The organism is Streptomyces chromofuscus (assembly GCF_015160875.1).
GTDB classification, from domain to species: Bacteria; Actinomycetota; Actinomycetes; order Streptomycetales; family Streptomycetaceae; genus Streptomyces; species Streptomyces chromofuscus.
Genome location: NZ_CP063374.1, coordinates 7,148,557 through 7,162,274, shown reverse-complemented (window position 1 = coordinate 7,162,274; position 13,718 = coordinate 7,148,557). Strand labels below are relative to the sequence as shown.

Annotated in this window: 12 protein-coding genes, 1 tRNA gene and 3 pseudogenes; 6 read left to right on the top strand and 10 right to left on the bottom strand. The window is 72.2% G+C overall.

Translation table 11 applies throughout. From position 1 onward, the window contains the following. Window positions 1-57: 57 nt before the first annotated feature. The gene (locus IPT68_RS32100) at window positions 58-1,092 is read right to left on the bottom strand and encodes a LacI family DNA-binding transcriptional regulator (RefSeq protein ID WP_189701034.1); all 1,035 of its coding nucleotides are present in this window, start codon (window positions 1,090-1,092) and stop codon (window positions 58-60) included. 326 nt (window positions 1,093-1,418) lie between these two features. Between IPT68_RS32100 and IPT68_RS32095 the strand changes: the two are divergent. Together IPT68_RS32095 and IPT68_RS32090 are read left to right on the top strand one after the other, a co-directional pair. Next, window positions 1,419-1,703 (top strand): annotated as a pseudogene (locus tag IPT68_RS32095) (SDR family oxidoreductase); the annotation flags it as partial. A gap of 56 nt (window positions 1,704-1,759) precedes the next feature. Further along, window positions 1,760-2,818 (top strand): Gfo/Idh/MocA family protein, encoded by a 1,059-nt coding sequence (locus tag IPT68_RS32090; protein WP_189701035.1) that lies wholly within the window; start codon window positions 1,760-1,762, stop codon window positions 2,816-2,818. On the opposite strand, the gene IPT68_RS32085 is transcribed toward IPT68_RS32090, so the two are convergent. Both IPT68_RS32085 and IPT68_RS32080 read right to left on the bottom strand, forming a co-directional pair. Next, window positions 2,766-4,148, bottom strand: a complete 1,383-nt coding sequence (locus IPT68_RS32085) for a glutamate decarboxylase (protein WP_189701036.1) — start codon at window positions 4,146-4,148, stop codon at window positions 2,766-2,768. The two genes, IPT68_RS32090 and IPT68_RS32085, sit on opposite strands and share 53 nt — an antisense overlap. Window positions 4,149-4,404: 256 nt before the next feature. Next, window positions 4,405-5,337, bottom strand: coding sequence for a GNAT family N-acetyltransferase (locus tag IPT68_RS32080; protein WP_189701037.1), 933 nt, complete (start codon window positions 5,335-5,337; stop codon window positions 4,405-4,407). Between the two features lie 144 nt (window positions 5,338-5,481). On the opposite strand from IPT68_RS32080, the gene IPT68_RS32075 reads away from it, so the two are divergent. Continuing rightward, the gene (locus IPT68_RS32075; RefSeq protein WP_189701038.1) at window positions 5,482-6,432 is read left to right on the top strand and encodes a DUF3068 domain-containing protein; all 951 of its coding nucleotides are present in this window, start codon (window positions 5,482-5,484) and stop codon (window positions 6,430-6,432) included. A gap of 31 nt (window positions 6,433-6,463) precedes the next feature. Here IPT68_RS32075 and IPT68_RS32070 read toward each other — a convergent pair whose 3' ends face one another. Genes IPT68_RS32070 through IPT68_RS32055 form a run of 4 tightly spaced genes read right to left on the bottom strand, consistent with a single transcriptional unit; the run spans window position 6,464 to window position 10,407 of the window. Further along, window positions 6,464-7,372, bottom strand: coding sequence for a sugar phosphate isomerase/epimerase family protein (locus IPT68_RS32070; protein ID WP_189701039.1), 909 nt, complete (start codon window positions 7,370-7,372; stop codon window positions 6,464-6,466). A gap of 1 nt (window position 7,373) precedes the next feature. After that, window positions 7,374-8,321: an ATP-binding cassette domain-containing protein gene (locus tag IPT68_RS32065; RefSeq protein WP_189701040.1), complete on the bottom strand. Its 948-nt coding sequence runs from the start codon at window positions 8,319-8,321 to the stop codon at window positions 7,374-7,376. A gap of 5 nt (window positions 8,322-8,326) precedes the next feature. Next, the gene (locus IPT68_RS32060; RefSeq protein ID WP_189701041.1) at window positions 8,327-9,403 is read right to left on the bottom strand and encodes an ABC transporter permease; all 1,077 of its coding nucleotides are present in this window, start codon (window positions 9,401-9,403) and stop codon (window positions 8,327-8,329) included. Further along, window positions 9,403-10,407 carry a sugar ABC transporter substrate-binding protein gene (locus IPT68_RS32055; protein WP_189701042.1) on the bottom strand — a complete coding sequence of 335 codons (1,005 nt, stop codon included), beginning with the start codon at window positions 10,405-10,407 and terminating at the stop codon, window positions 9,403-9,405. The genes IPT68_RS32060 and IPT68_RS32055 overlap by 1 nt, the downstream gene beginning before the upstream one ends. Before the next feature lie 166 nt (window positions 10,408-10,573). Between IPT68_RS32055 and IPT68_RS32050 the strand changes: the two are divergent. Then, window positions 10,574-10,846: pseudogene (locus tag IPT68_RS32050) on the top strand (GntR family transcriptional regulator); the annotation flags it as partial. On the opposite strand, the pseudogene IPT68_RS32045 reads toward IPT68_RS32050, so the two are convergent. From IPT68_RS32045 to IPT68_RS32035, 3 genes and pseudogenes are all read right to left on the bottom strand, one after another. Then, window positions 10,828-11,055: pseudogene (locus IPT68_RS32045) on the bottom strand (aldo/keto reductase); the annotation flags it as partial. The pseudogenes IPT68_RS32050 and IPT68_RS32045 sit on opposite strands and share 19 nt — an antisense overlap. Window positions 11,056-11,141: 86 nt before the next feature. Then, entirely contained in the window at window positions 11,142-11,807 is a 666-nt protein-coding gene (locus IPT68_RS32040; protein ID WP_189701043.1) for an NUDIX domain-containing protein, read from the bottom strand. A gap of 115 nt (window positions 11,808-11,922) precedes the next feature. Then, a tRNA-Pro gene (locus IPT68_RS32035) sits at window positions 11,923-11,996 on the bottom strand. 99 nt (window positions 11,997-12,095) lie between these two features. Here IPT68_RS32035 and IPT68_RS32030 point away from each other — a divergent pair. Both IPT68_RS32030 and cobF read left to right on the top strand, forming a co-directional pair. Continuing rightward, window positions 12,096-12,611, top strand: coding sequence for a DUF309 domain-containing protein (locus IPT68_RS32030; protein ID WP_189701044.1), 516 nt, complete (start codon window positions 12,096-12,098; stop codon window positions 12,609-12,611). Between the two features lie 76 nt (window positions 12,612-12,687). Continuing rightward, a complete protein-coding gene (cobF, locus tag IPT68_RS32025; RefSeq protein WP_189701045.1) occupies window positions 12,688-13,461 on the top strand; it encodes a precorrin-6A synthase (deacetylating) in 774 nt (257 codons plus the stop codon). Window positions 13,462-13,718 lie beyond the last annotated feature (257 nt).

Below are 13,718 nucleotides of genomic sequence, written 5' to 3'. Positions count from 1 at the left end.
CCGCGGACCGGCGAGCGGGGATACACGCCCGGGTCACGCCCCGGGAGAGCTCCGACGTCACACGGCCGCCGCCTGCGGTGGCATGTTGTACGGCGTCACCACCTGGATCGCCGACGGCAGGATGGGCCCGGCGGGCGGCAGCGCGCCGTGCGCGCGCATCACCAGGTGGCAGGCCTCGCGCATGTCCTGCCGCAGGTCGTGGTGGAGCACGGCGGACAGGCGGTGCTCACGCAGCAGGCGGGTGTTGTCGTGGTCGAGGTCGTGCGCGACGAACACCGCGCACTCGCGGCCCAGGTCCGCGAAGGCGCGCAGGGTGGCGATGTTGCCGCCGCCGATCGAGTAGACCGCGCGGATGTCCGGGTCGCCTTCGAGGGCGGCGCGGACGAGGTCGTACTGCGTGGTGTCCAGGCCCTGTCCCTCGGCGATCTCGACGAGGGTGCGCTGCGGGTGCCGGGCGCGCATCGCGCCGCGGAAGCCCATCTCGCGCTCCTCCTCGTTGCGGAAGAACCCGCTGCTGAGGCTGGTGAGCACATGGCCGGGACGGTCGCCGAGCCACTGGCCCACCAGGTACGCGGCGGTCGCGCCGGCCGCCCGGTTGTCGATGCCGACGTAGCCGATGCGGGCGCTGGCGGGTAGGTCGGTGACCAGGGTGACGACCGGGATGCCCGCCGCGACCAGCCGGGCCACGGCGGCGGTGATCTCCGGGACGTCGGGGGCCTTGAGGACCACGCCCTGGGAGCCGCGCCGGGCGATCCGGTCCAGGACGTCCACCTGTTCCTCGGCCGGGCCGGTCTCCCGGAAGTGGAACCGCGAGCGCACCACGGCCGGGTGCAGGGCCGGCAACTCCGCCTCCAGGGCGGCGCGTACGGCGGTGGAGAACCGCTCGGGCGCCTGCATCACGATGTCGATCATGAAGGTGCGGCCGACCAGCCGGACCTGGGTGCGCTGCCGGTCCAGGTCGGCGATGGCGCGGCGGACCTCCTGGGCGGTGCTGTCGCGCACGCCGCCCCGCCCGTTGAGGACCCGGTCGACGGTGGCCTCGCTCAGTCCTGCCTGGCGTGCGATCTCCCGGATCGGGAAGGGGTGGCCCACGGACGGCTCCTTGAAGGGTTTTTGATGGGTTCCTGCTGATTGTTCGAGGGGTTTGTAATGACAAGAATGACATCGCCGCTCCACCCCGTCACCGCCCCTCCACCCCGTCACCGCCCCTCCACCCCGTCACCGCCCCTCCACCCCGTCACCGCCCCTCCACCCCGTCATTGCTGCGCCACCCCGCCACCGAGAGGACACCGATGTCCTTCGCCTCCGTACACCGCGGTGCCTGGCCGTCCGGTCGGGACTGCGACCTCGACGCCTTCCGGGCGCACGTCGAACGGACGACCGACGCGGACGACCATCCGAATGCCTTCGCTCGCGCGGGCGGTACCCCCACCACCGCGCACGCCCACCGCTGGGACCGCATCCGGATCAACGGCCTCACCATCGGGTGGACCGCGACCGAGGGTGAGGACGCCACGCAGCGCGCGTTCCACGGCGCCGGGGACGACTGGCGCGAACAGGCCGCCGCCAGGCTCCCGATGGGCCGGCTCGGCCAACCGGACGAGATCGCCGACTTCGTGGTCCTGCTGCTCTCCGACCGGTCGGGAGTGGTCACCGGATCGGTGATCGACTGGGACCAGAACGTCCTCGGCGGACTCGGCTGACGCCGCCCTCCACCCTCGTACGAGCCCCCATACGAGCCCCAAGGAGCAACACCCTCATGCGCATCGGAATCCTCGGCCTCGGCCGCATCGGCGCCTTCCACGCCGAGACCCTCTCCGGACTCGACGCGGTCGAGTCGCTCGTCCTCGCCGACCCGTTCGCGGACGCGGCCAAGACCGCCGCCGAGCGGTTCGGGGCCGAGGTCGCCGACTCGCCCGAGGCGGTGCTGGCCGCCGGCGTCGACGGCGTGGTGATCGCCGCCGCGACCGACGCCCACCCCGCGCTGATCCTCGCGGCGGTCGACGCGGGCGTGCCCGTGTTCTGCGAGAAGCCCGTCGCCCGCACCATGCCCGAGGGTGTGGCGGTGCTCAAGGCCGTCCAGGGCCGGGACGTGCCGGTGCAGATCGGGTACAACCGGCGCTTCGACGCCGGGTTCGTCGCCGCGCGGGACGCCGTGCTCTCCGGTGAACTGGGCGAGCTGCACACCGTCCGGTCGACCACGCTGGACCCGGCGCCGCCGTCGGCCGCGTACATCGCCGCCTCCGGCGGCATCTTCCGCGACTGCTCCGTGCACGACTTCGACATCGTCCGCTGGGTGACGGGCCGCGAGGTGACCGAGGTGTACGCCGTCGGCGGCAACCGGGGCGCGCAGTACATCGCACAGGCGGGCGACGCCGACACCACGGGCGCGCTGCTCACGCTGGACGACGGCACGATCGCCGTGATCTCCAACAGCCGCCACAACGGCCGGGGTTACGACGTGCGGATGGAGCTGCACGGCTTCCGGGACTCGATCGCCGTCGGCCTGGAGGACAAGCTGCCGCTGCGATCGGTGGAGCCCGGGGTGACCTTCCCGGCGGGCACCCCGCACGACTTCTTCATGGACCGCTTCACCGCCGCCTACCGCGCCGAGCTCACCGCGTTCACCGAGGTCGTCGCGGGGACCCGGCCCTCGCCGTGCACGGTCGCGGACGCGCTCGAGGCGGGCTGGATCGCGGAGGCGTGCACGCTGTCGCTCCAGGAGCACCGGCCCGTGCGCGTCGAGGAGGTCCGCGTCGTCCGGCTCAGTGGTGGAACGCCGGCCGCCGCGCGACATGGGACGTCGGTCCCTCGCTGAGGTGTCCGACGGCGGCGCGCAGGTCGTCCGCGAGCAGCGCGATCTTGTCGTAGCTGGTGCCGTGCCGTACCAGGACGCGCTGCACGACGGTGTCCTGCCGCCCGGGGGCGAGCGGGTACGCCGGGACCTGCCAGCCCCGGCGGCGCAGCTGGTCGGTGATGTCGTACAGCGTGAAGGGGCTCGCGTCGGGCCCGGTCAGCGTCCACGTGACGGCCGGCAGGGCGTCCTGGCCGTCGTAGAGGACGGTGAAGGGGCCCATCGCGGCGACCCGTTCGGCGAGCATCCGGGCGGTGCGCGCGCAGGCGCCGTGCACCTTGGCGTAGCCCTCGCGGCCGAGGCGCAGCAGGTTGTAGTACTGGGCGACGACCTCGCCGCCGGGGCGGGAGAAGTTCAGGGCGAAGGTGGGCATGTCGCCGCCGAGGTAGGAGACGCGGAACACCAGGTCCTCGGGGAGCAGGTCGGGTGAGCGCCAGACGACCCAGCCGACGCCGAGGGGAGCCATGCCGTACTTGTGGCCGGAGACGTTGATGGAGGCGACGCGGGGCAGCCGGAAGTCCCACACCAGGTCGGGCTGGAGGAACGGGGCGACGAAGCCGCCGCTGGCCGCGTCGACGTGCAGCGGGATGTCGAGGCCGGTGTCCTGCTGGATGCGGTCGAGTTCCGCGGCGATCTCGGCGACCGGCTCGTAGACGCAGGTGTAGGTGACGCCGAGGATCGCCACCACGCCGATGGTGTTCTCGTCGACGTGGTCGCGCAGTTGGTGCGCGCGCAGGCCCAAGGCGTCCTTCTCCAGCGGGACCTGGCGCAGTTCGACGTCGAAGTAGCGGGCGAACTTCTTCCAGCACACCTGGACCGGCCCGACGACCAGGTTGGGGCGGTCGGCGGGCCTGCCCGCGGCGCGGCGGCGTTCCCGCCAGCGCCACTTCAGGGCGAGTCCGCCGAGCATGCCGGCCTCGCTGGAGCCGGTGGTGGAGCAGCCGAGGGTGGTGGCGCCGTCCGGGGAGTTCCACAGGTCGGCGAGCATGTGGACGCAGCGGCTCTCGATCGCGGCGGTCTGCGGGTACTCGTCCTTGTCGACCATGTTCTTGCCGAGGCACTCGTCCATCAGCTGGTGCACCTCGGGCTCCGCCCAGGTGGTGCAGAAGGTCGCCAGGTTCTGCGAGGCGTCGCCGTCCAGGCTGAGCTCGTCGTGGATGAGGGCCCGCACGGCGCGGGCGTCGGACACGCCGTCGGGCATCCGGTGCTTGGGCAGCTCCTGCTCGCTGATGGGCAGGGTGTACACGTCGTCGGCGGGGTCCGGCGCCGGGCGGCTGGTCTGGTGCAGGGCCATCGGGTCGAACCCCCGGGTCGTGGGACGTCACGGCGGGAGGAGGCCGGGGCGAGTACCCGAGCGGCACGTGTGAGGGACAGCGACTCGCTCCCGACCTCCCTCAGTCGGCAATCTCGCACACGGCGGGCGCCCGCGCCCGTCGGACGCAGCCGTACGACGGCACCGGCCCACCCACCCGGCCCGCCGCACACCCGCAGGACGCCTTCCGCCACGCCGACACGCACGAACCCCGCCCCGGCCCCGCGGCCTCATCGCCTCACGCCGCCGACAGGACCAGCCGCCTGGCGACGTTCCGGTACCCGAGGCGGTCGAAGGCGGCGGCCATCGGGTGGTTCGTCAGGTCGGTGTCCGCCCGGACGACGTCCGCGCCGGCCTCCTGCGCGAGCACGCGGGTGATCTCGGCGAGCAGGTCGTCGACGTAGCCGTGGCCGCGCTGCTCGGGCAGGACGCCCAGATAGCCGACGACGTGCGAGCCGGTGTTGCGGGAGGGCAGCGCGAAGCCGACCGTACGGCCGCCCGCGTCCTCGGCCACCCGCCACCAGGAGCGCTCACCCGGCATCGAGTCGCGGTAGAAGGCGACGTCGGCCCGGGCCTGCGCCTCGGCGCCCACGGCCAGCGCCTGCGCCCGGGACGCGGCGTCGAGCGTGCCGTCGAGCACCCGGCGGAACAGGCCGGCGAAGACCTCGTCGTCGGCCTCGGGGCGAAAGCGCAGCCGGCGGGACGGCGCGGGGACGCCGCTGTCGCGGGTCCACTCGTAGCGCAGTCGTTCGACCGCCGTGGTGAGACCGGCGCGCCGGGCCGCCTCCCGCCGCCAGCCGAGGTCGGCGACGACGTCCGGGCGCTCCCGCCAGTCGGCGGGCAGCAGCAGATGGAACTCCGGCCGGGCTTGCCCGAAGGCCGTGTGGGCCGCGGCAAGGAGCTCGGCGGCGACATCCGTACGAGCCGGCGACGCGACGGCGTTGAGGGTGTCGAGCGCGCCGGGCCGCTCGTCACCGGGGTTGCCCCACCACACCGCCACGGCGTGCGGCTCACCGGTCTCCTCCGCGACCCACGTCCACTCGGGCCGGTACTCACCCGTGGCGAGCCGCTTCCGGAAGAGGTCCGCGTCGGCCCAGACGCCGACCTGGCCGGCGGGCAGCAGGGCGAGGACGCGGTCGAGACCGGACTCGGTGAGGGTGCGGAAGATCACGGGGCCTCCGGGGTCGGCTGGCGGTGGGCGCCATTTTGGTGTGTCCATGAGGGGTGCCCGCAACTGGTTTGTCACTCCGGTGCGTAGACGCCGCGCGGCGCCGGGGCCTACGGTCCCGGGGCAGCCAACACCCTGGAGTGCCGGATGCGCCGTAGCGCCTCACCCCTCTCCCTGGTCCTGCTGGGCCTGGGTGTCTTCCTGCTCGTCCTCGCGCCGATGCTCGTGTGGTACGTCACGCCGCGCGCGGCCGTGAACCCGGTGGACATCGACGTCACCGCCGTCTACCGGGGCCAGGGCAGCTATTTCGACGTCGAGGCGACCGAGACGGTCCACGACCGGCCCGTCACCGTCACGCAGCGGGTGCGCGGCGACGTCGGTGACAGCGACGGCGACCGGGCGGTGTGGGACGTGGTCACCACGGTCGACACGCAGAAGTCGCTGCCCGCCGCCGACCCGCACGACGCGCTGGACTTCTCGACCGCCCGCTGGGTCACCGACCGCAGGACCAACCGGCCCGCGCACTGCTGCCGGGAGCAGCCGTACCACGAGGGCGAGGCCTACCTGAAGTTCCCGTTCGACGTGCAGAAACGCCCGTACCGCTGGTGGGACAGCCAGCTCGGCTCGACGGTCACGCTCGCCTACCGGGGCACCGAGAGGATCCGCGGCTACCGGGGGTACGTCTTCACGGGCACGGTCCCGCCCACCAGGATCGGCACCCGTCAGGTGCCGGGCGCCCTGGTCGGACGGCCCGGCGCCGCGCAGGTGTTCGCCGAGGAGTGGTACTCCAACCACGGCATCAAGCTGGTCGTCGACCAGGCCACGGGCCGCGTCCTGTACGCCCGGCTGGGCCCGCGCCAGACCCTGCGCGCCCCGGGTGCGACGAAGGACGCCGTGGTCCTGCTGGACGTCAGGAGGCTCAGCCACACCCCGGACACGCAGAGGTTCGCCGTCGACAAGGCGAAGGCGGACGGCGCCCGGCTGCGCGCGGTCGGCCGGACGGTGCCGATCGCGGCGACCGCCGCCGGCTTCGTGCTCGCCGTGGTGGGCGGAGTGCTGGTGGTACGAGGGCGGGGGCGGCCCGCGGACGAGCGGTGACCGCCGCCCACCGGCCGCCCCTGGCCGCTCGTCAGGCGCCGCAGGAGCGCAGGAACTTCCGGGTGCGGACCGCGATCGGCAGCGGCTTGTCCGGCTCGCAGGGGTACATGTCCTGCTCGACGATCGCGAACAGCTCCACGCCCAGGTTCTGGGCGGCCGTGAGGACCGGCCCCAGCTCGGGGACGCCGGAGGGCGGTTCGCACATCACCCCGCGCTGCACGGCGGGCCCGAACGGCACCTGGTGGGCGACGACGTCCGCGAGGATCTCCGGGTCGACCTGCTTGAGGTGCAGGTAGCCGATGCGCTCGCCGTACGTCTCGATCAGTTTGACGCTGTCACCGCCGCAGTAGGCGTAGTGCCCGGTGTCCAGGCAGAGGTTGACCAGCTCGGAGTCCGTGGAGTCGAGGAAGCGCTCGACGTGCTCCTCGGTGTCGATGTGGGTGTCGGCGTGCGGGTGGACGACGATGTCGAGGCCGTACGTCTCCTTGACCTCGTGCCCGAGGCGTTCCATGCCCTTGGTCAGGTACGCCCACTGCTCGGCCGTCAGCTCCGGCGGCTCCAGGATCTCGGCGGTCTTGTCGTCGCGCCAGAACGAGGGGATCACCACGAGGTGCCCGGCGCCCATGGCCCGGGTGAGGTCGGCGACCTGGCTGACGTGCTCCCAGGTGGACTCCCAGACGGACGGTCCGCGGTGCAGGCCGGTGAAGACGGTGCCGGCCGACACCTTCAGGCCGCGCCTGTCCGTCTCGTCGGTGAGCCGCGCCGGGTCGGTCGGCAGATAGCCGTACGGTCCCAGCTCGATCCAGGAGTAGCCGGCCTCGGCGACCTCGTCGAGGAAGCGTTCCCAGGGCACCTGCCGGGGGTCGTCGGGGAACCAGACGCCCCAGGAGTCCGGCGCCGAGCCGACCCGGATGCGGTCGAGGACGGGGGTGTCGGCCATGTCAGGGGGTCCCTTCGGGAGAGGCCGGTGCGGCGGTGGGCGGGGTGGGGGACGCCGCGGGGGCGTCGGGTGCCGTCGCGGGCGCCGTGAGGTCCTCCGCCTCGGGGAGTTCCTCGACGTCGACGCCCCGCACCTGCGCCAGCTCGTGCTTGAGCGCGGCGAGTTCGGTGCCGCCCGCCATGTGGTTGGTCAGCTCCTCCGGGCTCACCTCGCTGCGGTCGGCGCTCAGTTCGAGCGTGCCGAGGCGCAGCACGCTGAAGTGGTCGCCGACCATGTACGCGTGGTGCGGATTGTGGGTGATGAAGATGACGCCGAGGCCACGGTCGCGCGCGGCGGCGATGTACTTCAGCACCACGCCCGACTGCTTGACGCCGAGGGCCGCCGTCGGCTCGTCCAGGATCAGCACGCGGGCGCCGAAGTGGACGGCGCGGGCGATCGCCACGCACTGGCGCTGGCCGCCGGAGAGCGTGCCGATGGGCTGCTCCAGGTCGTCCAGGACGATGCCCATGGCGCGCAGTTCCTCGTCGGCGGTCCGCTTCATGCGGGCGATGTCGAGACGGCGGACCGGCCAGGGGCCCTTGGTGAGCTCGGAGCCGAGGAAGAAGTTGCGCCAGACGGGCATCAGCGGGACGGTCGCGAGGTCCTGGTACACGGCGGCGATGCCCTTGTCGAGGGCCTCGCGCGGGGTCGAGAAGCGCACCGGCTCGCCGTCGACGAGGAACTCGCCCTCGGTGTGCTGGTGCAGCCCGGAGACGATCTTGATGAGGGTGGACTTGCCGGCGCCGTTGTCGCCGAGCACGCAGGTCACCCGGCCCGGGTGGACGGCGAGGTCGACGCCGTACAGGGCGCGGACGTTGCCGTAGGACTTGCCGGCGCGGCGCAGTTCGACGAGGGCGCCCTGCTGCCGGGGGGCGGTGTCCGGGAGCAGGGCTCCGTGGGCGGTGGTCATGGCGGTCACCTCCGGGTCGCGGTGCGCTGCACCCACAGATTGATGAGGACGGCACCGAGCAGCATCACACCGAGGAAGGCCTTGAACCAGTCGGGGTTCCAGCCCGCGTAGACGATGCCCTGCTGGACCATGCCGAACATGAAGGCTCCGAAGACCGGGCCGATCGCGGAGCCGTGTCCGCCGGTGAGCAGACAGCCGCCGATCACCGCCGCGGCGATGTAGATCAGCTCCTGGCCGACGCCCTCGCCGGACTGCACGGTGTTGAAGGAGAACAGCTGGTGCATGCCGACGAACCAGGCGCCGAAGCCGACCACCACGAAGAGGCTGATCTTGGTGAAGGTCACCGGGACGCCGACCGCCCGGGCGCTCTCCTTGTTGCCGCCGACGGCGAAGATCCAGTTGCCGTACTTGGTGCGCAGCAGCACCCAGGTGGCCAGGGCCGCGAAGACCAGCCACCACACCACAGTGATCTTCACCTGGACGCCGCCGACGTCGAAGGACGAGGCGAACAGCGCCCTGGCCTGGTCGAAGCCGTCCATGGTGCTGATGTCGTCGGTGGCGACGTTGCCGGTGACCAGCTTGGTGACGGCGAGGTTGACGCCCTGGAGGATCAGGAAGGTGCCAAGGGTGACCAGGAAGCTCGGCAACCCCGTCTTCACCAGCATCCAGCCGTTGAACGCGCCGACGGCGAGCGACACCACGAGCGCGACGATCACGCCCGTCCAGACGTTCAGGGTCAGCTGGTAGCTGAGCATGGCCGCGGTGAGAGCCGAGGTGATCACGGCCACGCCGGCCGACAGGTCGAACTCGCCGCCGATCATCAGCAGCGCCACGGGCAGCGCCATGATCCCGATGGTCGACGCCTGGTAGAGGACCGTGGCCATCGACCCGCCCTGGCGCAGGGAGGGCGCGGCGATCAGGAAGAAGACGAACACGGCGACCGCGCCGAGGAAGACGCCGACCTCGGGCCGGGCGAGCAGCCTCAGCACCAGGGGCCGCTCCCGGGTGCGTCCGTCGGTGTGCCGGGGGCCGGGGGCCGGCGGTGTGGTCACCGCCGGCGCGGCCTGCTGGGTCGTGCCCATCACCGGGTCCCCTTCGCGGCGTACCCGGCGACCCGCTCGACGTTGGACCGGTCGACGAACGCGGGGCCGGTCAGCACCGGCTGCTCACCGCCGCCGCTGTAGTTGCCGTTGTTCTTGTACAGCCACAGCCCGTCGACGGCGAGGTACCCCTGGAGGTAGGGCTGCTGGTCGACGGCGAACTCGATGTCGCCGCGCTGGATGGCGCCGGTGAGGTCCTTGTTGAGGTCGAAGGTCGCGACCTTCGCCTTGCTGCCCGCCTCGGAGACGGACTGCACCGCGGTCAGCGCGAAGGGGGCGCCGAGGGTGACGACGTGGTCGATGGCGCCGTCCTGCTTCAGCTTGGCGGTGATCGTCGACTTCACGGAGGGCATGTCGGTGCCGTTGACGTTCAGGATCTCCGTGGTTCCCTCGAACGTCTTCTTCACCCCGTCGCAGCGCTGGGTGAGGCCGATGTTGCCCTGCTCCTGGATCACGCAGACGGCCTTCTTCGCGCCCTCCTCGTTGAGCCGCTTGCCAAGCGCCTCGCCGGCCACGTTCTCGTCCTGCCCGAAGAACTGCAGCAGGCCGAGCCGCTTCCAGTCGCTCAGGCCGGAGTTGAGGCCGACGACGGGTATGCCGGCCTGCTCGGCCTTGCCGAGGACGTCCTTCAGGGCGTCGGGCTTGGCGAGGGTGACGGCGATGCCGTCGACCTTCTGGTCGATGGCGTTCTGCACCAGGTTGGCCTGGTTGCCGGCGTTGGGGTCGGCCGAGTACACCAGCTTGATGTTGTCCTTTGCGGCGGCGGCCTCGGCGCCCTTGCGCACGATGTCCCAGAAGGTGTCGCCCGGCGCCTGGTGGGTGACCAGGGCGACCGTCATCCGGGGGGTGGTGGCCTTGCCCGCCGAGGCGCCGTCCGCTCCCTCCTCGGCCTTCTTGCCGCCGGAGCCGCTGGAGCAGCCGGCGAGGACGAGGGCCGCCGCCGCTGCCACGGCCAGAGCGGAGGGGATTCTGCGAGAGCGGTCCATCTTTCCTGCACCTCACTGTGCGATGGGGGAAAGGCATTGTTGGGACGGGATCAAATCCCCTGGCGCGCCCAGTGTCAATACTTTGTCAAGACATCATTGCACGCAGGTCCTAATGTACATACAAAGTCCTACGGTGCGGGCCGGGAGGGACAGGACACCATGACTTCTGGCTGCCTCCGGGCTCGCCGCCGTACGGTTCGCACGCGACCGCACCAGCCCCGGGCCGCTCCACCACCAGCTCGTCCAGCAGTGGGAGGCGGCCGTCGCAGGCGGGGTGCTCTCGCCGGGCGATCGGCTGGGCGACGAGGTCGATCCATCCGTCCGCCTCGGCCTGTCGCGCCCCACGGTCCGCCAGGCCATCCAGTCCCTGGTGGACGAGGGCCTGTCGGTCCGCCGCAGGGGCGTCGGCACCCAGGTCGCGCGCCACCGGCCGAGCAGATCCTCGCCGTGGCCGCCCTGGCCGCCGTCGACCCAGAAGGCGTAGTCGTCCGAGGTGTCGACGAAGGTCCCGCCGGCCTCGACATGGCGGTCGAGGACGGCGGAAGGAGTCCGCTCGTCCGTGAGCGAGCCGAAGAGCACGGCGCCGAGGGCGAGCACGCTGACCGCGCGGCGGTTGTCCGGATCGGCGCCCATGGTGCGGTACTTCACGGTGGTCCATCCCGTTCGCACCCGGTTGTCCGGGCACGAACGGGAGACTTCGGTGTGCAGTGCGCTCCAAGTCAAGGCCGTGGCCGCTACCGCTTGGCGAACGGACCTTCGAGGGCGGCCCATTGCAGCAGCATGATGGTCTTGGCGTCGGCGATCTCGCCGGTGCGGATCATCTCCAGGGCCCGGGGGAAGGGCAGTTCGACGATCTCGATGTCCTCGCCCTCCTCGCCGAGCCCGCCGCCCTCGTGGGTGCGGGTCGACGGTCCGTAGGCGGCGGCGTAGAAGCTGACGCGTTCGGTGACCGAGCCGGGGCTCATGTAGACGTCGAAGACGTGCTGGACGGCGCCGATGGTGTGCCCGGTCTCCTCGATCACCTCACGCCGTACGGCCTCCTCCGGGTGCTCGTCGTCGTCGTCGAGCAGTCCGCCGGGCGTCTCGACCAGCATGCCGTCGGGGTGTCCGTTGACGTACACCGGGAAGCGGAACTGGCGGGTGAGCAGCACGGTCTCGCGCGAGGCGTCGTACAGCAGCATCGTGGCGCCGTTGCCACGGTCGTGCGTCTCGCGCTCCTGGGTGCTCCAGGTGCCGTCGGCGTGCTGGAAGTCGAAGGTGGTGGTGCGCTCCACGTACCAGTGGCTGGAGAGCAGCGTCACGTCCCGCACCCGCACCCGCGGATTGCCGGTCAGGTCGCGGCCGGCCCGGTCGAGCCCGGTGCGGCCGCGGCGGTCCGGGGTGTCGACACCGGCGGTCATCGGACACCGTCCGGGCGGAAGGGGATGAACTCATTGGTCATGCCCCGCTTGTACCATCCGGCCCCGTGAACCGACGGAAAAGGGGCCATCGAACAGATGGCCCCTCGCCGAACCGTCGGGACGACAGGATTTGAACCTGCGACCCCTTGACCCCCAGTCAAGTGCGCTACCAAGCTGCGCCACGTCCCGGTGCGCCTCATCGCGGAGAACCGCGTGATCGCGCGGACAGTACTTTACCCCACACCGCCGGGCGCGCCGAAGCGGGACCGGAGGCGGGACAATCGCGGTATGGGCAGCACACCGGAAGGACGGCGGACCGGCGCACGGGACCGCGACAGCGAGGGCCGCGCCCGCAACGCACGGCCGCGCGACGGGCTGGGACGGCCCCTGCCGTACGACGCGCAGGGCGTGCCCCGGCAGCCCGAGGGGGTCGTACGGACACCGGAGGAGACGGTCGCCGAGGCACAGGCGCTGCTGCAGGCGGGCAGGCCGTTCCACGCGCACGAGGTCTTCGAGGACGCCTGGAAGTCGGGCCCGGACGAGGAGCGCACCCTGTGGCGCGGCCTCGCCCAGCTGGCCGTGGGGCTGACGCACGCGGCACGCGGCAACGTCACCGGCGGGGCCCGTCTGCTGCGCCGCGGGGCGGGCGCGATCGAGGAGTGGACGGCACGGACGGGACGCAAGCGCCCGTACGACCTGGACCTGCCGGGGCTCGCGCAGTGGGCGCGGGAGTTGGCGGGCGACGTGGAGGGCGGGGCGACGGTGGACGCGGGGGCACGGGCGCCCGGGCTGCGGGGGGTGTGACGTCGTTCGGGGCGCTCGGCGTGAGGGGGCATGAGGCGGTGGGCTCGCTGTCGGTGGTGTGCGGCAGACTCGGGGGGTGCGAAAGATTCATGTCATCGGCATCGGCGCGGGCGACCCCGAGCAGCTCACCCTCCAGGCGGTCCGGGCGTTGCGGAGCACGGACGTGTTCTTCCTGCTCGACAAGGGTGAGGTGAAGTCCGACCTCACCCGGCTGCGCAAGGACATGCTCGACGCGCACATACCGGGGGACTCGTACCGCGTGGTCGAGGCGCGCGACCCGGAGCGGGACCGCGGCGCGGGCGGCGCGGCGTACTCACCGGCCGTCGGGGACTGGCGCAGCGCCCGCGCCGACATCTACGAGCGGCTGATCGCCCAGGAACTGGGCGAGGACGACACCGGCGCGTTCCTGGTCTGGGGCGACCCGGCGCTGTACGACAGCACACTGGGCATCCTGGAGGAGGTCCAGGGCCGTGGCAGGGTGGCCTTCACGTACCACGTCATACCGGGCATCAGCAGTGTCTCGGCGCTGGTCGCCCGGCATCGCACGGGGCTGAACCGGGTCGCCCGGCCGGTGCAGATCACCACGGGCCGGCGGCTCGCCGAGGGCTTCCCCGAGGGCGTGGACGACGTGGTCGTGATGCTCGACGCCCACCAGACCTTCCGGCAGTACGCCGACCATGACATCGACATCTACTGGGGCGCCTACATCGGCACGCCGGACGAGATCCTCGCCTCCGGCCCCATCGCCGAGGCGGCCCCGCGCATCGAACGGCTGCGTGCCGAGGCCCGGGAGCGCAAGGGCTGGATCATGGACACGTACCTGCTGCGCCGGAACCCCGGGGAACGGTAGCCCCGGGGAGCGGTTGGCCCGGGAAGCGGTAGCCCCGGCGGCACCCGAGCGACCTGTGGCGCAGGAGGGGCGTATGAGGCCAGGGCGCACGCCTTCGTCGCTCCCCCGCCGCGCGAGAACGCCGGCCGCGCACCGTCACGGCCGCTTTCTTGTGCTGCGCGCCGGCGTGGCGTCGGCTGCCGGACACCACAGCGTCACACCGAGCGGGCACGTTTCGGCCGTCCCCACCTGTCTCGCCTTGCATCCGTCCGCCCCGC